16 protein-coding genes are annotated in these 21,150 nt (G+C 71.0%); 7 read left to right on the plus strand and 9 right to left on the minus strand.

The window, feature by feature from the left end; all coding sequences use genetic code 11:
* The first annotated feature begins 174 nt into the window (after positions 1–174).
* Entirely contained in the window at positions 175–1,413 is a 1,239-nt protein-coding gene (locus tag HUT18_RS09375) for a cytochrome P450 (protein WP_254878498.1), read from the plus strand.
* Positions 1,414–1,636: 223 nt separating this feature from the next.
* Positions 1,637–2,533 carry an alpha/beta fold hydrolase gene (locus HUT18_RS09380; RefSeq protein ID WP_176099495.1) on the plus strand — a complete coding sequence of 299 codons (897 nt, stop codon included), beginning with the start codon at positions 1,637–1,639 and terminating at the stop codon, positions 2,531–2,533.
* A 225-nt stretch (positions 2,534–2,758) separates the two neighbouring features.
* Here HUT18_RS09380 and HUT18_RS09385 read toward each other — a convergent pair whose 3' ends face one another.
* From HUT18_RS09385 to HUT18_RS09395, 3 genes are all read right to left on the minus strand, one after another.
* Positions 2,759–4,219 (minus strand): DHA2 family efflux MFS transporter permease subunit, encoded by a 1,461-nt coding sequence (locus tag HUT18_RS09385; protein ID WP_176099497.1) that lies wholly within the window; start codon positions 4,217–4,219, stop codon positions 2,759–2,761.
* A 390-nt stretch (positions 4,220–4,609) separates the two neighbouring features.
* Positions 4,610–6,529, minus strand: a complete 1,920-nt coding sequence (locus HUT18_RS09390; protein WP_176099499.1) for a long-chain fatty acid--CoA ligase — start codon at positions 6,527–6,529, stop codon at positions 4,610–4,612.
* A gap of 371 nt (positions 6,530–6,900) precedes the next feature.
* On the minus strand, positions 6,901–7,602 hold the full coding sequence (locus HUT18_RS09395) for a TetR/AcrR family transcriptional regulator (RefSeq protein WP_176099501.1): 702 nt from the start codon (positions 7,600–7,602) through the stop codon (positions 6,901–6,903).
* A 148-nt stretch (positions 7,603–7,750) separates the two neighbouring features.
* Here HUT18_RS09395 and HUT18_RS09400 point away from each other — a divergent pair, with 148 nt between their 5' ends.
* Both HUT18_RS09400 and HUT18_RS09405 read left to right on the plus strand, forming a co-directional pair.
* Positions 7,751–8,212 carry an SCP2 sterol-binding domain-containing protein gene (locus HUT18_RS09400; RefSeq protein WP_176099503.1) on the plus strand — a complete coding sequence of 154 codons (462 nt, stop codon included), beginning with the start codon at positions 7,751–7,753 and terminating at the stop codon, positions 8,210–8,212.
* Positions 8,213–8,216: 4 nt separating this feature from the next.
* Positions 8,217–9,428, plus strand: a complete 1,212-nt coding sequence (locus HUT18_RS09405; RefSeq protein WP_176099505.1) for an acyl-CoA dehydrogenase family protein — start codon at positions 8,217–8,219, stop codon at positions 9,426–9,428.
* A gap of 168 nt (positions 9,429–9,596) precedes the next feature.
* Here HUT18_RS09405 and HUT18_RS09410 read toward each other — a convergent pair whose 3' ends face one another.
* The 4 genes from HUT18_RS09410 to HUT18_RS09425 all read right to left on the minus strand — a co-directional run bounded on the left by HUT18_RS09410 (position 9,597) and on the right by HUT18_RS09425 (position 16,173).
* Positions 9,597–9,953 carry a PRC-barrel domain-containing protein gene (locus tag HUT18_RS09410; RefSeq protein WP_176104393.1) on the minus strand — a complete coding sequence of 119 codons (357 nt, stop codon included), beginning with the start codon at positions 9,951–9,953 and terminating at the stop codon, positions 9,597–9,599.
* Positions 9,954–10,443: 490 nt separating this feature from the next.
* On the minus strand, positions 10,444–12,246 hold the full coding sequence (locus HUT18_RS09415) for a von Willebrand factor type A domain-containing protein (protein WP_176099507.1): 1,803 nt from the start codon (positions 12,244–12,246) through the stop codon (positions 10,444–10,446).
* A gap of 296 nt (positions 12,247–12,542) precedes the next feature.
* Positions 12,543–13,397: an ABC transporter permease gene (locus HUT18_RS09420; protein ID WP_176099509.1), complete on the minus strand. Its 855-nt coding sequence runs from the start codon at positions 13,395–13,397 to the stop codon at positions 12,543–12,545.
* Between the two features lie 79 nt (positions 13,398–13,476).
* Positions 13,477–16,173 carry an alpha/beta fold hydrolase gene (locus HUT18_RS09425; protein ID WP_176099511.1) on the minus strand — a complete coding sequence of 899 codons (2,697 nt, stop codon included), beginning with the start codon at positions 16,171–16,173 and terminating at the stop codon, positions 13,477–13,479.
* 365 nt (positions 16,174–16,538) lie between these two features.
* Between HUT18_RS09425 and HUT18_RS09430 the strand changes: the two genes are divergently transcribed.
* Both HUT18_RS09430 and HUT18_RS09435 read left to right on the plus strand, forming a co-directional pair.
* Complete coding sequence (locus HUT18_RS09430; RefSeq protein ID WP_176099512.1) at positions 16,539–16,976, plus strand: GNAT family N-acetyltransferase; 438 nt, start codon at positions 16,539–16,541, stop codon at positions 16,974–16,976.
* Positions 16,977–17,070: 94 nt separating this feature from the next.
* Complete coding sequence (locus tag HUT18_RS09435) at positions 17,071–18,204, plus strand: right-handed parallel beta-helix repeat-containing protein (RefSeq protein WP_176099514.1); 1,134 nt, start codon at positions 17,071–17,073, stop codon at positions 18,202–18,204.
* 104 nt (positions 18,205–18,308) lie between these two features.
* On the opposite strand, the gene HUT18_RS09440 is transcribed toward HUT18_RS09435, so the two are convergent.
* Together HUT18_RS09440 and HUT18_RS09445 are read right to left on the minus strand one after the other, a co-directional pair.
* Positions 18,309–18,659 (minus strand): DUF1330 domain-containing protein, encoded by a 351-nt coding sequence (locus tag HUT18_RS09440; RefSeq protein ID WP_176099516.1) that lies wholly within the window; start codon positions 18,657–18,659, stop codon positions 18,309–18,311.
* 213 nt (positions 18,660–18,872) lie between these two features.
* Entirely contained in the window at positions 18,873–19,913 is a 1,041-nt protein-coding gene (locus HUT18_RS09445) for an NAD(P)-dependent alcohol dehydrogenase (protein ID WP_176099518.1), read from the minus strand.
* Positions 19,914–20,089: 176 nt separating this feature from the next.
* Here HUT18_RS09445 and HUT18_RS09450 point away from each other — a divergent pair, with 176 nt between their 5' ends.
* Positions 20,090–21,016, plus strand: coding sequence for a helix-turn-helix domain-containing protein (locus tag HUT18_RS09450; protein ID WP_176099520.1), 927 nt, complete (start codon positions 20,090–20,092; stop codon positions 21,014–21,016).
* The last annotated feature ends 134 nt before the right edge of the window (positions 21,017–21,150 follow it).

The following is a 21,150-nucleotide window of genomic DNA, read 5'->3' on the forward strand; positions in this document are numbered from 1 at the left end:
GACACTTCTCCAGGACCGGCCGCGCCCGGTCCGCGGCGATCAGCGGCACCCGCCGACCCGCATCGGCAATCACTCACCACACCCCACGACCGCACCCGCCCCCGAGCCGTGTGCGGTCGTCAACTCCGACTTCGTCAGGGCGCACGGCCCGGCGATACGACATCCGGGAGTGAAGTGACGACTCAGAGCGACGCCCTGGCAGATCCGCTGGACATCATGGGCCGCCTGCTGGCCCCGGCCGGAAAGCAGAACCCGTACCCGCTGTACGAGGAGATGCGCGCACACGGCTCCCTGGTCGACGTGGCCTCGGGCACGCACGTCTTCGCCACCGGCTACGCCGAGTGCTCGCGGGCCCTGCGCGAACCCGACCTGCTCTCCACCGACGGCGCGGTGCAGGACCTCAAGCTGCCCGGCTGGCGCGAGCACTCCTCGTGGCGGTGGCTGACCCGGAACATGCTGTTCTCCAACGACCCGACCCACGAGCGCCAGCGCCGCTTCTTCGGCAGCGCCTTCTCCGCGCGCGCCGTGGCGGGCCGCCGGGCGATGATCGAGCGCCTGTCCGACGAGGCCGTCCGGCACGTGGCCCAACTCGGCCGGGACGGCGCCGAGATCGACCTGGTCCCCGAACTCACCTACCGCTTCGCCACCGCCGTCATCGGCGAACTCCTCGGCGTACCGCCGAAGGACCAGGCCCCGATGCGCGCCGGGATCGGCGACATCACCCTGGCCCTGGACCCGATCGCCGACATGAGCCAACTGGAGCCGGGCGACGCGGCGATGGACACCTTCGCCGAGTACTTCTACGAGCTGGTCGCCCAGCGCCGTGCCGAGCCGCGCGAGGACCTCACCAGTACCTGGGTGAAGGTCTGCGACGACAGCGGCGACATCAGCGAGGAGGAACTGGTCGCCAACCTGATGCTGTTCCTGGTCGCGGCGGCCGAGGCCCCGATGGACCTGTTCAGCAACACGGTCCGGCTCGCCCTGGAACACCCCGAGCACGCCGAGCGGCTGCGCGCGGACCCCGCGTACGCGGCCGGTTTCGTCGACGAGACGCTGCGCTACGAGCCCGCCGTGCACGCCCTGAACCGGGTCGCCGCCAAGGATATGGAGTTCTTCGGCCTGAAGATCACCGAAGGCACCGCGGTCACCCTGATGCTGGGCGCGGGCAACCGCGACCCGCAGCGCTACCCGGACCCGGCGGCCTTCGACCCGCAGCGCACGGACATCCAGCCGCTGACCTTCAGCGCGGGCGCGCACTACTGTCTGGGCGCCAATGTGGCCCGGATGTCCGCCGAGACGATGGTCCCCCAACTCCTGCGCGAGATCCCGCGGTTGAAGCTCACCGAGGAAGCCGTCTGGCGCGATCAGCTCGTCCAGCGCGGCCAGGCGCGAATGCTCGCCACGACGGTCTGAACGAACCGGCTCGCGGCCCGCGACCGCGAACGGCCCGGTCGGGGGCCGGCCGCGGGCCGTCGCACGCGGCACCGCACGCCGCCCAACTCCCCTGTTTCCGACGCTACTTGCACGTGCGGCGGGCAGCTGAGCCATGCCCGTACGCCTCCATGCCCGTACACCCCCCACCCCACCCCCACGTACGACCCGGCCCGCGCCGGGCGGACACGTAAGGAGAGACCACGTGCCCAGTAACTCCGAGGTACCCGGCAACGCCGAGCTCGCCTCCTTGCTGGACGGCGACTTCACCAGTGAGACCGCCGAGGTCAACGGCGTACGACTGCACTATGTGCGGGGCGGGCAGGGAGACCCGCTCTTCCTGCTGCCCGGCTGGCCCGAGACCTGGTGGGAGTACCGCAAGGTCATGCCCGCTCTGGCGCGGCGGTTCACGGTGCACGCGATCGACATCCGCGGCATGGGCGGCTCCGCGAAACCGGAGTCCGGGTTCGAGAAGAAGTCGATGGCCGCGGACATCCGGGCGCTCGCCGCGCACATCGGATACGAGCGGATCAGCATCGCCGGGCACGGCATCGGTTCGATGGTCGCGTACGCCTTCGCGGCGAACCACCCCGAGGCGACCGACAAGCTGGTCATGCTCAACACCACGCACATAGACGAGAGTTACTACGGATTCACGCTGATGCCCCGGCCCGGCACCCCGGGTCCGCACCGCTGGTGGCTGGCCTTCAACACCGTGGAGGGCTTCCCGGAGAAGGTGCTCGCGCACAACTACCGCCCGATGACGGACTTCATGTTCGACCTGAGCCTGCTGAACCCGGGCGCCGTGGGCGAGTTCGACCGCCGGGTCTACGCCGAGGCGTACTCCTCCCCCGCCGCGGTACGCGCCAGCTCCGGCTGGTTCAAGACCTACCAGCAGGACATCGCGGACTTCGCCTCGTACGAGAAGATCCGGGTCCCGGTCCTCGGCCTCGCGTACGGCGGCTTCTACGCGTACATGAGTGAGGTGCTGCCGCGGCACGGTGTGGACGTGCGCGTCGCGGAGATCACCGACAGCCGCAACTATCTCGTCGAGGAACAGCCCGAGCAGGTGACGCACCATCTGCTGGAGTTCCTCGGCTGATCAACTCGCCTCTTCCGTACGGGCGTTGACACGTGCGACCGGCCCCCGGCCTGCGGTTGCGGGCCGGGGGCAGACGGGGTCGCGCGGGTGGCGTGCGGAGGGGCGAAGGGGGAAAGGGGGACCTCCCGGCCCTGTCGGGGGATCCGCCGCCGGAGTCGGGGGAGGCGGCGGAAACAGGGCCGGGAGGTCTGGGGGTGGTGGTCCGGGGTGTCTCCCGCGTAGGGGTCAGCTCTTGGCAGCGGGTTCGGTGGACGGTTTGGCGGCCGGTGCGGCGCCCGGTTTGGTGGCGCGGAGCAGGAGCAGGCAGCTGAGTCCGGCGGCGAGGGTGACCGCGGCGGTGAACCACCAGCCGTTGTCGAAGGAGTCGGCCACCTCGTGCGGCCCGGGGGTGCCGAGTACGGCGACCAGTCCGGACACCCCGATCACACCGCCGGTCTGGCGGGCCATGGTGACGGCGGCCGACCCGGTGGAGAAGCTGGCCGGGGGCACCTTGCTGAGCGCCGCGCCGATCAGGGTCGGCATGGCGAAGCAGACGCCGACGCCGGTGAGCAGCATGCCGGGCAGCAGGCCGAGTACGTAGTCGTGGTCGGTGACATCGAGCGCGGCGATCCACCAGCCGATGCCGACCGCGAACAGCACACAGCCGACGGCCGCCACCACTCCGGCACCCAGCCGGGCCGAGAGCTTGCCCGCGTACGGGGTGAGCAGCGGGACCATCATCGGGCCCGGGCTGATCGCGAGGCCGGTCTCCAGGGCGGACCAGCCCCAGACGTCCTGGCACCACAGGGTGGCCGAGAGCAGCATCGCGCTGAAGGCCACCGCGAACACCAGGTTGGCCAGCATGGCCGGGCTCATGGCGGGGAGTTTGAGCAGGCCGAGCGGGAAGACCGGGCTCGGGTGGCTCGCGGAGCGCCGGGTGAACAGGGCCACCAGGACCACCGAGGCGGCCAGGGTGCCGAGCGTGGAGGCCGTGCCCCAGCCCCAGTCGGTGCCCTTGACCAGGCCGAGCGCCAGCGCGCCGATGCCGAGGGTGAGCAGGACGGCGCCGAGGTAGTCGACCCGGCCCACCTCGGTGCGGCGCGGGGTGTCCGCGATGATCTTCCGTCCGGCGAGCACCGCGGCGATGCCCACGGGGACGTTGATCAGGAAGATCCAGCGCCAGTCGAGTTCGGTGAGCGCACCGCCGATCACCGGTCCGAGCGCGGCGGCCAGTCCGCTGACCGCCGCCCAGTTGCGTACGGCGGCGGGCCGCTGCTCGGGCGGGGCCACACTCAGCAGGATGCCGAGCGAGGAGGGGATCAGCATCGCCGCGCCCACGGCCTGGAGGACCCGGAAGCCGACCAGGGACCAGACCTCGGGGGCCACCGCACACAGCACGGAGGCGACGGTGAACAGCGCGACTCCCTGGAGATAGGCGCGCTTCGAGCCGAGCCGGTCGGCGTAGCTGCCCGCGGGGACCAAGAGCGCCGCGAAGACCACCGAGTAGGCGTTGAGCACCCAGGACAGCGAGGACAGGGAGGCGCCGTCGAAGTCGGTGGCGATGTCCGGAAGGGCGACGTTGACGACGAAGAGGTCGAGGTTCGACATCGCGACGCCTGCGGCGACGATGAGGAAAACGCGTCGGTAGTGGGCCGCGGCGGCCGCCGGTGTCTTCTCCCCGACGCCTGGGGCTGCTTGCTGGGACATGATCCTTGGTCTCAATTCTCTCGGGATGACGCTTGGTTCATGTGGTTCATGGCAAGGACGGCCCTCGGGCCTGGGTCGCGGGGCGGCGGTGGGGCGGCGGCGTCGGCGCCCCGTACGGAACTGTTCGGCTCGGCTGTGTCCGGTCCGGTTCGGTTCGGTTCGGATCGGTTCGGATCACCTCGGCCATTGAGTTGGAAAATCCAACTCAATGACGCGGCGTCATCCTAGGGAAGTCGGTTGGAAGTGGCAACCCACTGGCCGACGCGCGGACTTGAGGGGCTGTGGGCCACCTCAAGTCCGTGCGAGCCGGTACGCCCAACGGCAACGGCCCCCGCCCCGCGGACCGAAAGGTCCGCGCGACAGGGGCCGTTCCCGTACCCGAGTACGTACTCAGCCGCCGTAGAGCTCCTCGATCTCGCTCGCGTAGGCGGCGACGATCGCATGCCGCTTGATCTTCAGAGACGGCGTCAGCAGGCCGTTCTCCTCGGTGAACTCCCCCGGAACCAGGGCGAATTTACGGATGGACTCGGCGCGCGAGACGGCCTCGTTGGCGTAGTCGACGGCCTTCTGGACCTCCGCGATCAGCTCCGGGTCGCGGACCACCTCGGCCATCGGGGTGTCCCTCGGGCGCTTGCGCACCGACAGCCAGTGCTGGACGGCGTCCGGCTCCAGGGCGATGACGGCGGAGACGAAGGACCGGTTGTCGCCGACGACGATGCACTGGCCGACCGGCGGACGGCTGCGCAGCCGGTCCTCCAGGACCGCGGGCGAGACGTTCTTGCCGCCGGAGGTGACGATGATGTCCTTCTTGCGCCCGGTGATCGTCAGGTATCCGTCGTCGTCGAGGGCGCCGAGGTCACCGGTGGTGAACCAGCCGTCGTGGAGCACCTCGCCGGTCGCCGCCGGGTTGGCCCAGTACGAGTCGAAGACGGTGCCGCTCCTGAGGAGCACCTCGCCGTCGTCCGCGATGCGCACCCCGGAACCGGGCACCGGCTGGCCGACGGCGCCCGGGCGCGGCCCCAGCGGCGGAGCGAGGGTGACGGCACCGCAGGTCTCGGTGAGGCCGTAGCCCTCGAAGATGGTGATACCGGCCGCGAAGAAGAAGTGGTTGAGACGGCTGTCGAGCGGGGAGCCGCCGCTGATCGCGTAGTTGAGGTTGCCGCCGAGCTCCTTGCGGATGCGGCGGTAGACGAGCAGGTCGTACAGGCCGTGCGCGAGCCTGAGTTTCAGGCCCGGACCCTTGCCCTTGCCGAGGAACCGCGCGAGTTCGGCCTCGCCGTAGGCCACGGCGATCCGGTCGGCGCGCTCGAAGGAGGAGCCGCGGCCCATCTTCTCGGCGGTGGCGCGTCCGGTGTCATGGATCTTCTCGAAGAGGTACGGCACCGCCACCACGAACGTCGGCTTGAACGACTGGAGTTGGGGACGCAGATCGTCCGGCTTGATGCTCGGGCAGTGTCCGACCACGATGCGCGCGTACAGGCAGGCGACCTGGAGGCTGCGGCCGAGGATGTGCGCGAGGGGGAGGAAGAGCAGCGTGGACGGTTCGACTCCGGTGATCTCCTTGAACACCGGGAGCGACAGTTCGCTGGAGTTGGTGGCCCCCGCGTAGAGGTTGGCGTGGGTGAGCACACAGCCCTTGGGGCGTCCGGTGGTGCCGGAGGTGTAGCAGAGGGTGGCCACGCTGTCGCCGGTCAGGGCGGCGCGGCGCTTGGTGACCTCGTCCTCGGGGACGTCCCGGCCGAGCCCGACGATGTCGGCGACGCCGCCCGTGTCGAGTTCCCAGATCCGCGGTGGTTCGGTGTGCTGCGCGCAGCCCTCGCGGACCACGGCCGTGTTGTCCGCGGTCTCGGTGATCACGAGGCGGGCGCCGGAGTCGCGCACGATCCACTCGACCTGACCCGGCGAGGACGTCGGGTAGATCGGGACCGTCTGGCCGCCCGCCGCCCAGATCGCGAAGTCGAGGACGCACCACTCGTAGCGGGTACGCGACATCACGGCGACCCGGCCGCCCGGTTCGAGACCGGCGGCGATCAGTCCCTTCGCGGTGGCCGACACCTCGCGCGCGAACTGCGCGGCGGTCACCGGCTGCCAGGTGTCCCCTTCCAGGCGCCGGATCACCACCTGGTCGGGTACCTCGGCGGCGTTCACGTACGGGATGTCGGGGACGCCCGCCCCCGCCGCCGGGGCGACCAGCGGCTCCGCGTGCGCCTCGCGCACCACGCCGTTGTCGTCCCGGATCAGCCTGATCTTCACGCGCCCGGTGAGATCCGGGCGGCTCTGTGCGGTCTTCAGGTCCTGGCGAACGCCCATTGCGGCTCCCGGGTGGGTGTCTGGCCTGCGGAGCGCGACTGGGCGGCAGGGGTCCCGCGTTCGGTCCCGCCCCTGGGACCCCGCCGGAGCCACGCTTACTTACTCATGAGTCAACTTACTCACGCGTAAGCGAAATTCAATGGGCAGCGCGCAGGGAAATTCCTCGCCGACCCCCACAAACAAGGGGGTGGGCTCATTGACCGAGACGGTTGGAAACGATGCGCGGTCGGGGCGTCACTCAGCGGATGCGTGAGCGGGTGCGGTGAGCGGATGCGATGAAGGATGCGGCGAAGGGCGCAGTGAAGAGTGCGGCCGCCGCCGGGGGCGCCCGGGCGGCACTCCCTGGTGAGGGGCGGTACGGGCGCCCGGGTTCAGCCGGAGCGAGGCGCCGGCGTCCAGGTCTCGCCCTCCAGGACATGACTCATGCCCACCCAGACCATGTTCATCAGACGCAGCGCGACGGCCTCCGGGGACTGCCCGGGGTTGCGGTCCATCCAGTCGGTGAGGGTGTCGGCGGCTCCGACCAGGGCGTGCGCGACGAAGTCGGCCTCCCCGTCGCCGAGTTGGACCTTGGGGCCCGCCTCGGCGATGCCGTGCCGTACGAGTCCGGCCACCTGAGCCATCACCGCACGGCGCGCCTCGGCGACCGCGGCGGCTATCGCCTCACTGAGCTCGGACGCCTGCCGGTGCAGGACCACCCAGCTGTCACGGCTCTCGGCGACGAAGCGGAAGAAGGCCACCAGGGCGGCGTGCAACTGGAGTTCAGGAGTGCCGCCCTGGCTCGCGGCGCCCTGGAACGCCTCGACGAGCCGGTCCGCCTCCCGGCGCAGGCAGGCGAGGAACAGCCCCTCCTTGGAGTCCAGGTAGAGGTACACCATCGGCTTCGAGATGCCCGCGAGCTCGGCGATCTCGTCGACCGAGGCGGCGTGGTAGCCACGCTTGGCGAACACCTGGATCGCCACGTCGATGATCTGCTGCTCGCGCACCTCGCGCGGGACACGGCGGCGCCCCTTCTGCCCGGACGCCTCCTTACGGCCCTTGTGGCCTGGAGGTTTTCCCGTTTCGTCGCTCACCCTTGCCAGCCTACCCAGCTCGTCGTACCTTACTTCTTAGTAAGTTTACTACGCGGTAAGAAAGCTCGGCAGGGGACGGACCGACGGACCCGCCGGGAGACCCGCGTCCCACAAACCCACAGCAAGAACCCGAAGGGCAGGGGTTTCCATGGCCGAAGGCATCGACGCACTGGCCGGACTCGACTTCGCGAGCGTGACTCCGGAGGAGTTCGCCAGGATCGTGAAGAAGCTCTCCACCAAGGAGATCAACGAGCTGGCGCAGGACGCACCGCTGCGCAACCGCGTCCTGGAAGAGGTCTTCGGCCGGATGGGCCGCCAGTTCAAGCCCGAAACCGCGGGCTCCCTGAAGGCCCTGATCCGCTGGAAGATCACGGGCGTCGAGGAGAAGGTCTACGAGACGGACATCGCCGACGGCACCTGCACGGTCAGCGAGGGCCGCAGCGAGGCCGAGCCGCGCGTGACGATCATCCTGGGCGACGCGGAGTTCCTGAAGCTGGCCTCAGGCAACGCCAGCCCCGTGACGATGTTCATGATGCGCAAGCTCAAGCTCGCGGGTGACGTCGGCTTCGCCTCCGGACTGACCCGCTACTTCGACATCCCGAAGGCCTGACTCCATGCCGTACTCCTTTGAACTCACCGAAGAACAGCAGGACTTGAAGGAATGGGTGCACGGCTTCGCCAAGGAGGTCGTACGCCCGGCCGCCGCGGAGTGGGACGAGCGCGAGGAGACTCCCTGGCCGGTCATCCAGGAGGCCGCGAAGATCGGCCTGTACGGATTCGAGTCGCTGGCCGACCTGTTCGGCGACCCCTCGGGCATCTCCCTGCAGATCGCCAACGAGGAGCTGTTCTGGGGTGACGCCGGTATCGGCATGGCCCTGTTCGGCACCTCCCTCGCGGTCGCCGGAATCTTCGCCTCGGGCACCCCCGACCAGCTCGCCGAGTGGGTACCGCAGTGCTTCGGCGACGAAGACGACCCCAAGCTGGCCGCCTTCTGCGTCTCCGAGCCACAGGCCGGGTCCGACGTCTCGGGCATGCGCACCCGCGCCCGCTACGACGAGGCCAAGGACGAGTGGGTGATCAACGGCCAGAAGGCCTGGATCACCAACGGCGGCATCGCCAACATCCACGTCGTGGTCGCCTCCGTGGACCCCGAGCTCGGCGCCCGCGGCCAGGCCGCGTTCATCGTGCCGCCGAACACCCCCGGCCTGGACGGTTCCAAGAAGATCAAGAAGCTCGGCCTGCGCGCCTCGCACACCGCCGAGGTCTTCCTGGACGACGTCCGTGTCCCCGGCGAATGCCTCCTCGGCGGCAAGGAGAAGCTGGACGCCCGGCTGGCCCGGGCCCGCGAGGGCACCAGGTCCGCGGGCCAGGCGGCCATGGCCACCTTCGAGGTCAGCCGTCCGACCGTGGGCGCCCAGGCCCTGGGCATCGCCCGCGCCGCCTACGAGTACGCCCTGGAGTACGCGGGCGACCGCGAGGCCTTCGGCCGCCCCATCATCGAGAACCAGGCCATCGCCTTCGCCCTCGCCGACATGCGCACCGAGATCGAGGCCAGCCGTCTGCTGATCTGGCAGGCCGCCTGGATGGCCCGCAACAACAAGCCCTTCGACGCGGGCCAGGGCTCGATGTCCAAGCTCCGCGCGGGCGAACTCGCCGTCTCCGCAACGGAGAAGGCGGTCCAGATCCTCGGCGGGGCGGGCTACAGCCGCGAACACCCCGTGGAGCGCATGTACCGCGACTCCAAGATCTACACGATCTTCGAGGGGACGAGCGAGATCCAGCGGTTGGTGATCGCTCGGGCGATTTCCGGGCGGCACATTCGCTGAGTCCGGGCGGCACATTCGCCGATAGCGACAACGGCTCAATGCCCGCTCTCCACCCATGGGTTGAGAGCGGGCATTGGCCTTCGGTCCTCTTCAGCTGGCTTCAGCCGGCTTCAGCTGGTCCTGTGCGGCGAGCTCGCAGGAGGCCCGCACGCACTCCCCCTGCGCCCCTCAGCGCCGAGCCAACCGCCGCTCCCCGCTCGCCCCCCGGTGGTACGGCAGCTCGTAGTGCTCGAAGACCTGGGGTTCGTCGTCAGCGAGGAGTTCGCCGTCGACGTCCATGGAGGGGCAGCTCTTGACGAGTTTGCCGCCGTAGGCGACCTGCAGGTACCCCGGGCCGACCTTGGCGCCGCCCAGCGGGACGAAGACCAGTTTGCGCTGGAGGGGCAGGCCGATGGTGACGGTGGCGAAGGAGGGCTCGTCGCTGGCCGTGTCCACGTAGATCGCCTCCAGACTGCCGATTTTGCGCTTCTCCTCGTCGACCACATCGTGGCCCACCCACTCACGAATGCTCACAACCTCCACCACAGCGCCCACGCCGTCACCACTTTCCGCTCGATGCCTCGATGCCACTCGCCGAACCTCGGCAAGAGCCCCGGATACGTCCTTGGCACCTGCGAGGGCAACGGGACACCCCGGCGGGGCGTACGGGTTCGCCGTATCGAGCGAGGGTTACGTACGGAAGACGGCAGCAGGGGAGGCGAGAGGAGAGGCGCGCGGGTGGCGCATCGAGGCCCGTGGACCGTAGGCCGTGCTGCGGCTGCGGCCGACGCGGGGCGCGCGTCGGCCGCAGCCTGCCGCCGGGCCCCGCACAAGGTGGGGGGAAGAGGAGCCGGGCGGCTGATCTGTGGAGTGCGGAGTCCAACGGGTCCGCTGGTTCCGTCGGTTCCGTTGGGTCCGTCACTCGGGGCTTGCGCCCTGTTAGAGGGAGTTGGCCGGGTGAGCGTTCCCTTTCCGAGCAGGAAATTTTCCGCGTCTGGTGGGCTGCTTACGGACAGTTCTGCCCATATGCGGCTCGTTACCGCAACTCTCCTTCTGGTTCGTCAGTTTCGGCACCGGCGTCTTGCGGTCGCCCCGGCCCCGCCGTACTCCCGCCCCCGTCCTCGTGCGCCGTCTCCTCCGGCACCGGCCGGTCCCTCAGTCCGGCCGCCGTGTGTATCGCCTCCGCGAGTTCGTCCACGTCCCGGTCGCCCGAGTCGTTCGCCAACTCCTCGGCGCGGCCGTCGAGTTCGGCGAGGGTGAGGGGTTCGGGCAGGGACGGGTGGTGGGGGTCGTCGGCGCGGAGGGCTTCGGCGAAGTAGGCGGCGACCGCGACGGTGCGCAGGCTCGTGGAGGAGTTCCACAGGTCCGGGTCGAGGTCGTCGCTGTGGACGGTGGACGCCTTCTCGTGGGGCTTGCGGGTGTCGGGGTCGAGCCAGCGGACGCGGGCGGTGGCCAGCGGTCCCTCGGCGCCCTCCTTCGTACGTACCGCGTACAGCGCGGTCACCGTGTGGCCGGGGCCCACCTCGCCGCCGTCCACCCGGTCGTTGCGGAAGTCGTCGTCGGCGACCTCGCGGTTGTCGTAGCCGATGAGCCGGAAGGCGCGCACCGTCTTCGGGTCGAAGGCCACCTGGGCCTTGGCGTCCCGGGCGCGCAGGCCCACGTTGGCGGGCAGCCGCTCGGTGAACAGGGCGCGGGCCTCGGCGCGTTCGGAGACGTAGGTGGTGTGGCCGTCGCCCTTGTCGGCAAGGTCCTCCATCAAGGAGTCGCCGTACTCGCTGCCCACACCGACACCGAAGAGGGTGATGCCGTGTTCGCGGCGCTCGTCCTCGATGCGGTCGAGGATGCGCGCCGAGTCGGTCTCGCCAGTGTTCGCGAGCGCGTCGGAGAGCAGGACGACACGGTTCGTGACGCCCTTGCGGTGTCCCTCGGCGGCGACGTCGTAGCCGGTGCGTACGCCCGCGTCCAGGTTGGTGGAGTCGGTGGGTTCGAGCGTTTCGATACGGGAGTGGATACGGTCGCGGTTACCGTCCAGCCGGGTCATGTCCAGGACCACCTCGGCCTCGTTGCTGAAGGCGACGATGGCCAGCGAGTCGTCGTCGCGCAGCCCGTCGGCCGCCGCCTTCAGCGCGTCCCGTACGAGGTCGAGCCTGCCCGGCTCCGCCATCGAGCCCGAGACGTCCACGACGAACGTCAGCGCGGCGGGCGGGCGTTCCTTCTGCGCCACGGGGCGGGTCGCGAGGCCGACCCGGAGCAGGGACCAGTCCTCGTCCTCGGTACGGGCGCCGTCCACGGTGACCGAGAAGCCGTCGCCCTTGGGCTTGCGGTAGTCCTGCCGGAAGCTGTTGACGAATTCCTCGGGGCGTACGGTGCCGGGGTCCGGCAGCCGCCCGTCCTCGAGCGACCTGCGGGCGAAGCCGTACGAGGCGGTGTCCACATCCAGCGCGAAGGTCGACAGGAAGTCCGGGGCCGGCGGCTTCGAGGGCGCCTCGTCGCCCTCGGTACCGGGCGCTTGCTCCTGCGCCTCGCCCGGTGACCAGGGTGCCCGGGTCGCCGAGGGGCCGGGCAGTCCGTCCGCCCTGTCCCCGCCCGAACCGTCGGCGGCGCTCTCCTTCGTGGAGCCCCCGCTCGTGCACCCCGTCAGCAGCACGGCGGCCGCGGCTCCGACCGCTACCAGCGCGCGCAGCGGGCCGAGGCGCCGGGCGCCGCGCTTCCTGCTCCGGGCGGTGCGGTCACTCCCGCCCGCGCTCCCGCTCCCGTTCTCGTTCCCGTCCTCGCTGGTGCGTTGGTGCGTACGGTCGCTCTCGCGTCCGTTGACGCGCCGGTTCGCGCGCTGTTCCATCCCGGCCCCCATTTCCGGCTCGCTTCGTGCTCCGGCTCACGCGCCTGTGCGCGCCCGCCGGTGGCACTCACCACTGTCCGAGCGCCGATGCGCTCAGTACTCCGACGCCGGGGGGACCGATTTCGCTCGGACGGAAATGTTGCGAGCCGGTCACAAGGCGGACTTGGCCGATCAGGGGCAGGGGGCAAGGGGGCAGGGTCAGGGCCCTGGCTCACAAGACTCTCGGCTCAGAGCCCTCAGCGAGGCCTCGTCCGGCATCCGGCGGGCACTGCCCGGCACCGGGGGGCAGGCAGGGCCTAGGAAACGACGTCCTTCCCCCGGAACCCCCTGAACGCCAGCGCGACCAGGACCATCGCATACGTCACCGACACCACCATGCCCTGGGTCATGCCGCCCCACTCCGGCCGGGTCTGGAGTGCGTCGGCCCAGGCGAACTGCCAGTGTGCGGGCAGGAAGTCGCGCCAGCTGCCGAGGGCGGTGACCGCGTCCAGGACGTTGCCGACGATGGTCAGGCCCACCGCGCCGCCGACCGCGCCGAGCGGTGCGTCGGTACGTGTCGACAGCCAGAACGCCAGTCCCGCGGTGACGAGTTGGGAGACGAAGATGTATCCGGTGGCGATCAGGAGGCGCTGTACCGCGGTCCCGGCGGGCAGGGTGCCGCCGGTGGGGATCTCCAGTGGGCCCCAGCCGTAGGCGGCCGTACCGACCGCGAGGGCGACCAGGGGCAGCAGCACGATCGCGGCCAGGCTCAGACCGAGGGCCACGGTCAGTTTGGAGACGAGCAGCCGGGCGCGCGGGACCGGCGCGGCGAGGAGATAGCGCAGCGAGGACCAGCCCGCCTCGGAGGCGACCGTGTCCCCGCAGAACAGCGCCACGGGGATGACGAGCAGAAAGCCCGCCGAGACGAACAGACAGGTCGCGGTGAAGTTGGCGCCGGAGGCGGTCGCCGTGTCGAGCAGCGTCACCCGGCCGTTCCTGCTGCTCGGTTCGCCGCCGACCGCGAAGGCCGTGACGAGGACGAACGGCAGTACGGCCAGTACGCCCGCCATGACCAGGGTGCGGCGGCGCCGCAACTGCCGCGCCAGTTCGACGCGCAGCGGCAGGGTGCGCAACGGCCGGTAGCCGTGCGCCAGTTCGGTCGGCGCGCTCATCGCGAACCCCTTCCGTTTCGGTGGCTCACGCGCCCACCCGGTTCTCGGCAGCTCACGTGTTCTCCCCGGTCTCGGCGGCTCACGCGCCCTCCCCGATCAGCGTCAGGAAGGCGTCCTCCAGGCGGCGGTGCGGGCCCATGGACTCCACCGGGATGTCCAGGCGCACCAGTTCGGCGAGCAGTCCGGCCGCGGTGGTGGTGCCCGTTCCGTCCAGGCGTACGAGGAGTCCGTCCTCGGCGCGTACGGCGGAGGCGATGCCGGGCAGGGCGCCGATCTTGTCGACGAGCGGCTGCGGCACCTCGGTGACCGTGCCCACCCGCAACTCCTCGCCGTTGCCGATGATTTGGGCGACCGGGCCCGCCTGGACCAGGGCGCCGCGGTCCATCACCACGAGGTGGGTGCAGGACTGTTCGACCTCGGCGAGCAGATGGCTGGAGACGATGACGGTGCGCCCGGCCGCCGCGTACCGGATCAGGACCTCGCGCATCTCGCGGATCTGTGGCGGGTCGAGGCCGTTGGTGGGTTCGTCCAGGATCAGCAGATCGGGCAGGCCGAGCATGGCCTGGGCGATGGCCAGGCGCTGGCGCATGCCCTGGGAGTAGGTGCGCACCGCGCGTTCCAGTGCGTTGCCGAGTCCGGCGATCTCCAGTGCCTCTTCGGCGTGCGCGTCCTCGGCGGGGCGGCCGGTCGCCGCCCAGTACAGATCGAGGTTGGCCCGGCCGGACAGGTGCGGCAGGAAACCGGAGCCCTCGACGAAGGCACCGACCCGCGAGAGCACCGGGGCGCCCGGCCGGATGGCGTGGCCGAAGACGCGGATCTCGCCCTCGTCGGGGCGGATGAGGCCCATGAGCATGCGCAGGGTGGTGGTCTTTCCGGCGCCGTTGGGTCCGAGCAGGCCGAGGACCTGGCCCTTCTCGACCCGGAACGACAGCTCGCGTACCGCGTACCGGTCGGCCGACTTGGCGTAGCGCTTGCTCAAGTCGCTGATTTCCAGGGGGACTTCGGCAAGTGCGGGGTCGGGCGGCGGGGCCACGGTGACCCGGCGGCGTCCGGTGACGAGCAGGCCGAGGGCGAGCAGCGCACCGGCGGCCGGCAGCCACCAGATCCAGTCGGGAAGCGGGGCGGCCGCGGTGTCCACGCCGGGCGCGGTCGGCACTCGCAGCGGACCGGCGAGGGAGGCGGTGTAGAGGGCTGGCTCGGCCGGGGAGGCGTGGCCGAGGTCGGTGCTGGCCAGGACGAGCCGCAGCCGGTGGCCCCGCTGGACCTCGTGGTCCACGGCGGGCAGCGTGAGCTCCACCTCCTTGCCTCGGTCGGTGCCCTCGACCCGCACCGGGGCGACGAGTCCGGCGGGCAGTACCTGGCCGTCGCCGCCGGGCGCGACGTCGTACACCTTGCCGAAGAGCACCATGTCCGCGCTGCTCGACTTCAGCCGCACCTTCACCTTCGGGGAGCCGGTGACCCGCAGATCGCGCCCCAGGGGCGCGGAGTCGAAGCGGGCGTGCTGGCCGGGGAAGTCGAAGGAGATGCCGACGCCGAGCGAGGAGAGCTGGGCCAGGCCGGGCGCGCCGCCTCCGCCCTCGCCGCCTCCGCCACCGCCACCGAGGCCGGGGAGTGCCGATATGGCGGGCGGGTTGCCGCCCGGCGGGTTCTGGAACCGCTGGGTACCGCCGCCGAGTTCGAACGTCCGGGGCCGGTTGCCGAGGCCGGGATAGCGGTCCGCCGTCGCGCCGCGCACGGTCGCCGCGCCGTCGGTCGAGTCCACTCCCCCGGTCCGGGTCACCCGGAACCCGGGCCCGGTGTCCTGGCTTTCGTCGCCCTTGAGGTGGCGGTCGAACCAGTCGGTCACCCGGCCCGCGACGCGTCCCGTCTCCAGGTCGCCGCCGTCGTGCCCGCCCGCGATCCAGTCGACGTCGACGGGCGCGCCGCCGGAACGGATCGTCCGCGCCGCCGCGTCCGCCTGGCCGAGGGTGAACAGCGAGTCGTTCTGGCCCTGTACGAGCAGCGTGGGCACCTTGATGCGCTTCCCGACGGCCACCGGACTGCGTTCGGTGAGCAGCCGCCGCGCCTCGGCGTCCGGGCGGCCGGTGCGCGCCACGCGCTCGTACATCCGGCACAGCCGCGGCTCGAAGCGTTGGCAGCCGCCGCCGGTGTTGATGAACAGCCCGGCCCAGGTCTTCTTGAACACCCCGGCGGGGAACAGCGCTTCGCCGAGATCCCAGTAGGTGATGAGCGGCGCGAGGGCGTCGACCCGTTTGTCGTGCCCGGCCGTGAGGAGCGCGACGGCCCCGCCGTACGAGGCGCCGGTGATGCCGACCCGCGGGTCTCCGGCGCGGTCCAGGCGCACCTCGGGACGCTTCGCGAGCCAGTCGATCAGCCGGGAGACATCGGCCACTTCACCGCGCGGGTCGTTGAGACCGATGCGCCCGCCGGACTTGCCGAAGCCGCGGGCGGACCAGGTGAGGACCGCGTACCCGTCCCGGGCCAGCCGCTCCGCCTGCTCGCGTACGTCGTCCTTGCTGCCACCGAACCCGTGGGTGAGGAGAACGGCGGGACGACGGCCGGGACCCGAGGTGAAGTACGAGGTGTCCAGGCGGGTGCCACCGGTGTCCAGCACCCGGTCGCTGCGGTGCACCGGCGCCGCCTCGTCCGAGGCCACGGCGTTCCAGGTACCGGCTCCCGCGAGCACCGCGACGGCCGCCCCGGCGGCCAGCCACCGCCGGGGCGCACGCGCCTTGGCCCACGGTCCGCGCCACGGACCGGGCAGTCTCAGTCTCATGCGCCCACCGTACGGGCGCGCACCGACAGCCGCGGCAGCCCCCGGGCGGAACTCAGCCGTCTTCCCGGGCAGTACGGCGGCGGGGGTGTGTACGGCAGGTGGTGTACGGAGTCGGTGCGGGCCGCGGGACCAAGTGGCGGAAGCGGGACGGGTGGTGCGGGCACGTGGTGCGCGCCGGTGGTGCGCGTGACGCCGTACGCCCCACTTGGCGCCCGGCCGCCTCGGAACGATCGGTGTGAAACCAGCCACAACGGGCCTCGCGGGAGGGCACTTCGGACATCCCTCGCGGGTCCGCGCGCAACCGTCACCGCCCCGCCACGATCCGGGCAGGCGTGCGACCACGCTCAAGTGGTAGGAAACCGCTCATGGACATCCGCCGTGCCACGACCGTGTTCCAGATACTTTCCGCGAGCCGCCTCTACGACGCGCCCGCGAACCCCGACTGGGCCCGCCGCTTCCACGACAACCACGGGCACCACCTCTTCCTGGCGTACGGCACCGAGGACCGCGCCAGCAAGACGGAACCCATCGGATTCGTCAGCGGAGTGGAGACCGTCCACCCCGACAAGGGCACCGAGATGCTGCTGTACGAACTCGGCGTCGCCGAGCCGCACCGGCGCCGCGGTGTCGGCACCGCCCTGGTGCACGCGCTCGCCGAGTACGCCCGCAGTCACGGCTGTTACGGCATGTGGGTCGGCGTCGACCCGGACAACGAGGCGGCCCTCGCCACGTACGCCAAGGCGGGCGCCCGCGACGAAGGCCGGTTCGCGATGCTGGGGTGGGCGTTCAGGAAGAACGTGTGACGCGGACCGCGGAACCGGGAACAGAGCAAGGGACCGCCCCGCCCCGCGCCCCGACTCGTCACCGCGACCGCACCCGCGACCCGGAAGGCCACCGATGACCGCTTTCAGGCCCGCCGCCCCCGAACCGCACCGGCCCGCGGTCTCCCGTCGCCGCGCCCTGACCGGTCTCGGCTTCACCTCCGCCTCCGCCGCACTGCTCGGCGGGGCCGCCGCCCCGGCCTCGGGTGCCGCGGCGGACGGTCCGCTGCCGGTGCTCCCGGTGGACACGGCCGACTGGACCGCCGCCCTGCGCGCCACCCCGCAGGTGCAGTTGGTGCCCGGCGCCACGTATGTCCTGCCGCAGCGGGCCGAGTTGCCGAGCGGGTGCTACATCGCGGGCAACGGGGCCACGGTCACCGTCACGGGAACGGCCCACGGGGCGCTCTCCGTCAACGGGCAGCGTGATGTGACGCTGACGGACATCCGGCTGCGCGGGCAGACGGCCGACCCGATCGACACCGGGATCGTCACCGGGCATGTGGGGCTGCGGTTGACCCGCAGTACCAACGTCCGGGTACTTGACTGCGACTTCACCCACTGGCGGGGCGCCGGGATCACGGTGACCGGCTCGGTGCAGGACGACTACTACGCGTACCGCGTCAAGATCTCCGGATGCGCCTTCCACCGCTGCTACTTCGGCGTCTCCACCGCCGACCGCAGCGAGTACTCCCAGCTGACCGCGAACAGCTTCGCCTACTGCCGGCTCGCGATCTGGAACTCCTCGGGCAACTGGACGGTCAACGACAATACGGTCGTGGGCTGTTACGGCGCCTACTACTCCTTCTCGAAGTCGAGCCCGTACGGCACGGCGAACGGTCCCGGCGGCGACAACTGGGGCCACGGCGCACTGACCGGCAACACCTTCAACCACTCCAACAACGGTGGTTCCGGGGGGCTTTGGGACGGCGGCGCAGCCTTCCCGCTGGGCGGTACGGTCACCGATCCGGGGCGCGGCGTGGTCGTCGACGGCGTGCTGCCGCCCACCTTCAGCGGCAACACGCTCTGGTACACCAACCTGCGCGCCACCAACCTGCTCGGCACCCGCTGGCTGCTCTCCGGCAGTACCTTCTCCAACCTCAACATCACGTGCAGCGGCGCGACTTGGGTACACCTGGCCGGTACTCAGTCACGCAGCGCGGCGGAGGCGCCCAAGCTGAGCGGGAATGTGAAGGACCTGCTGCCGGGGTAAGGCGGGTGGAGATCTGACGGCCAACTGACCGCTGTCCATTGGTGGTTGGCGGACGCCCACTGACTGTTGACTGATGCCCACTGGCTGTTGGCTACTGCTGGCTGCTACCGCCCCTCGGTACGGGCCTCGCGCAGGGCGGCCGCGGTGCGCCGGGCGTCGTAGTCCGCGGGTACGCCGTCGACCAGGATCGCCTCTCCGGGCACGTTACGGGTGCGCAGCGGCAGGATCTCCTGGTACGCCTCGGAGCCGTACCACTCCCGGGCGGCCCGTATGTCGGGGAAGCCGATGACGACGATGGTGCCCGGCCACGGGCCCTCGACCACTTCCACCTCCGCGCCGTGCACCAGGAACCGGCCGTCGTAGGGGTCCAGGGTGGCCTGGATGCGGTCGATGTACTCGATGACCTCGTCGTTGCGGGCGTCGGGACGGATGTGGGCGATGGCGTACGCGGTCATGGTGACCTCCTCGGTCTACGGGCCATTCGGCGGCTCGGCTGCCGCCCGGTGCTGGCGGCTCGGCTGCCGCCCGGTGCGTAACTCCAGGCTGTCGCAGTGGGCCCGGGGGCGCGATTACCCGTGAGGTAATCGCCGGGGACGCGAACGGCTCCCGCGTACCGGACGAACACCGGTACGCGGGAGCCGTCGGTACTCCGTCGGCACCACTGGGCCTCAGATCGTCGCGGTGTCGATCACGAACCGGTAGCGGACGTCGCTGGCGAGGACACGCTCGTACGCCTCGTTGACCTGCTCGGCGCGGATCAGTTCGATCTCCGCGCCGAGGCCGTGCTCGGCGCAGAAGTCGAGCATCTCCTGGGTCTCGGCGATGCCGCCGATCATGGAGCCCGCGAGGGTCCTGCGGCCGGTGACCACCGAGCCGAGGCCGAGCGAGACCGGCTCCTCGGGCATGCCGACGTTCACCAGGGCGCCGTCGATCCTGAGCAGCGAGAGGTAGGCGTCGAAGTCCAGGGGCGCCGAGACGGTGGAGACGATCAGGTCGAAGGTGCCCGCCAGGTCCTCGAAGGTCTTCGGGTCGCTGGTCGCGTAGTAGTGGTCGGCGCCCAACTTCAGGCCGTCCTCGCGCTTGCGCAGCGACTGGCTGAGCACGGTCACCTCGGCGCCGAGGGCGTGCGCGATCTTGACGCCCATGTGCCCGAGGCCGCCCATGCCGACGATGGCGACCTTCTTGCCGGGGCCCGCGTTCCAGTGGCGCAGCGGGGAGTACAGGGTGATGCCCGCGCACAGGAGCGGGGCGGCGACGTCCAGGGCGAGGCCGTCGGGGATGCGGACGGCGTAGTTCTCGTCGACGACGAGGTGGGTGGAGTAGCCGCCGTGGGTGGGCTCGCCGTTCTTGTCGCGGCCGTTGTAGGTGGGGGTCATGCCCTGGACGCAGTACTGCTCCAGGCCCTGTTCGCAGTACTCGCACACGCGGCAGGAGTCGACGAAACAGCCGACGCCGACCCGGTCGCCGACGGCGTACCGGGTGACCGCGGGGCCCACTTCGGCGACGACACCGGCTATCTCGTGGCCGGGCACCATCGGGAAGATGCCCGCGCCCCAGCCGTCGGTGGCCTGGTGGATGTCCGAGTGGCAGATACCGGCGTACTTGATCTCGATCAGGATGTCGTGCGCGCCGACCGCACGGCGCTCGATGGTGGTGCGCTCCAGCGGGGCCTTGGCGGCGGGTGCTGCGTAGGCGGCAACGGTGGTCATGCCGGATTCTCCTCGGGTTCGCTGTGTGCCGTCACGTGCGGACGGGCACGGAGTCGAATGTGCCGCAGACGCGAAGGGGCACCCAGCCCACTGTTGTGCCTAGGACCCGGGGTCCTACCACTGGCAGGGTCAGGCTGTCGAGGCTGGTCACAGATGGTGTCGGTGATACTGGCAGCATGGACGAGCAGCCCGCCGAGGAGAGGGAGCCCGGCTCCGGCGCCGAGGAGGCACTGGACCCACGGGCGGAGCTGAGCGAGTTCCTGCGCAGCCGCCGTGCCCGGCTGAAGCCGGAGGACGTCGGACTGCCCTCGTACGGCAGGCGCCGCCGGGTGCCGGGGCTGCGGCGTGAGGAGCTGGCGCAGCTCGCCGGGGTGTCCGTGGCCTACTACACGCGGCTGGAACAGGGCAACGGACGCAATGTGTCCGGCGAGGTACTGAACGCGATCGCCCGCGCGCTGCGGCTGACCGACGCCGAGCACGCCCATCTGCTCCATCTGACCAAGCCCAAGCAGCACCGCCGCCGCAAGACCTCCCGCCCGCAGCAACTACGGCCCGCCCTGCGGCAGTTGCTGGACTCCATGGACTCCGTACCGGCGTATGTGGTCGGCCGGCGCACCGATGTGCTCGGCTGGAACCGGCTCGCCTCGGCCCTGTTCGGCGACTGGGGCACGCTGCCGGGCGAGCAGCGCAACTGGGCGCGGCTGGTCTTCCTGCACGAGGAGTTCTCACGCGAGCTGTTCGTGGACTGGGAGGCGAAGGCCTCCGACATCGTGAGCTTTCTGCGGATGGACGCGGGCTGCCATGCGGATGACCCGCGGCTCGCCGCCCTGGTCGGCGAACTCTCCGTGAAGAGCGCGGACTTCAGACGGCTGTGGGCCGCCCACGACGTCCGCGAGAAGGGCTACGGCACCAAGCAGCTGCGGCACGCCCTGGTCGGTGAACTCACCCTCTCCTTCGAGACGTTCAAGCTCGCCGCGGACGAGGACCTGCACCTGGTCACCTACCACGCCGAGCCGGGCTCCGCCTCGGCCGAGTCCCTGCGCCTGCTGGCCAGTTGGGGCGCGGACGCGAGCCGCGCGGGGACGGCTTCGCGGGAGGGCTGAGCGGCGCGGAGAGGGGCGCGGGGAGGGGCGCGGGGAGGGGCGGCGCCAGGAGAGTGCCCACGACACCCACGGTCGCGGTGATCATGCCGGGTATCGCGGGGTCCATGCGCGGGACCTTACTCGGCGGGCCACCG

Source organism: Streptomyces sp. NA04227 (assembly GCF_013364195.1).
Classification (GTDB): domain Bacteria; phylum Actinomycetota; class Actinomycetes; order Streptomycetales; family Streptomycetaceae; genus Streptomyces.

Coding starts and splice junctions, on each gene's coding strand:
- HUT18_RS09385 (WP_176099497.1), bottom strand. CDS start 4,219: ATGTCCCAGCAAGCAGCCCCAGGCGTCGGGGAGAAGACACCGGCGGCC.
- HUT18_RS09425 (WP_176099511.1), bottom strand. CDS start 16,173: ATGAGACTGAGACTGCCCGGTCCGTGGCGCGGACCGTGGGCCAAGGCG.
- HUT18_RS09390 (WP_176099499.1), bottom strand. CDS start 6,529: ATGGGCGTTCGCCAGGACCTGAAGACCGCACAGAGCCGCCCGGATCTC.
- HUT18_RS09445 (WP_176099518.1), bottom strand. CDS start 19,913: ATGACCACCGTTGCCGCCTACGCAGCACCCGCCGCCAAGGCCCCGCTG.
- HUT18_RS09435 (WP_176099514.1), top strand. CDS start 17,071: ATGACCGCTTTCAGGCCCGCCGCCCCCGAACCGCACCGGCCCGCGGTC.
- HUT18_RS09415 (WP_176099507.1), bottom strand. CDS start 12,246: ATGGAACAGCGCGCGAACCGGCGCGTCAACGGACGCGAGAGCGACCGT.
- HUT18_RS09450 (WP_176099520.1), top strand. CDS start 20,090: ATGGACGAGCAGCCCGCCGAGGAGAGGGAGCCCGGCTCCGGCGCCGAG.
- HUT18_RS09400 (WP_176099503.1), top strand. CDS start 7,751: ATGGCCGAAGGCATCGACGCACTGGCCGGACTCGACTTCGCGAGCGTG.
- HUT18_RS09405 (WP_176099505.1), top strand. CDS start 8,217: ATGCCGTACTCCTTTGAACTCACCGAAGAACAGCAGGACTTGAAGGAA.
- HUT18_RS09420 (WP_176099509.1), bottom strand. CDS start 13,397: ATGAGCGCGCCGACCGAACTGGCGCACGGCTACCGGCCGTTGCGCACC.
- HUT18_RS09430 (WP_176099512.1), top strand. CDS start 16,539: ATGGACATCCGCCGTGCCACGACCGTGTTCCAGATACTTTCCGCGAGC.
- HUT18_RS09440 (WP_176099516.1), bottom strand. CDS start 18,659: ATGACCGCGTACGCCATCGCCCACATCCGTCCCGACGCCCGCAACGAC.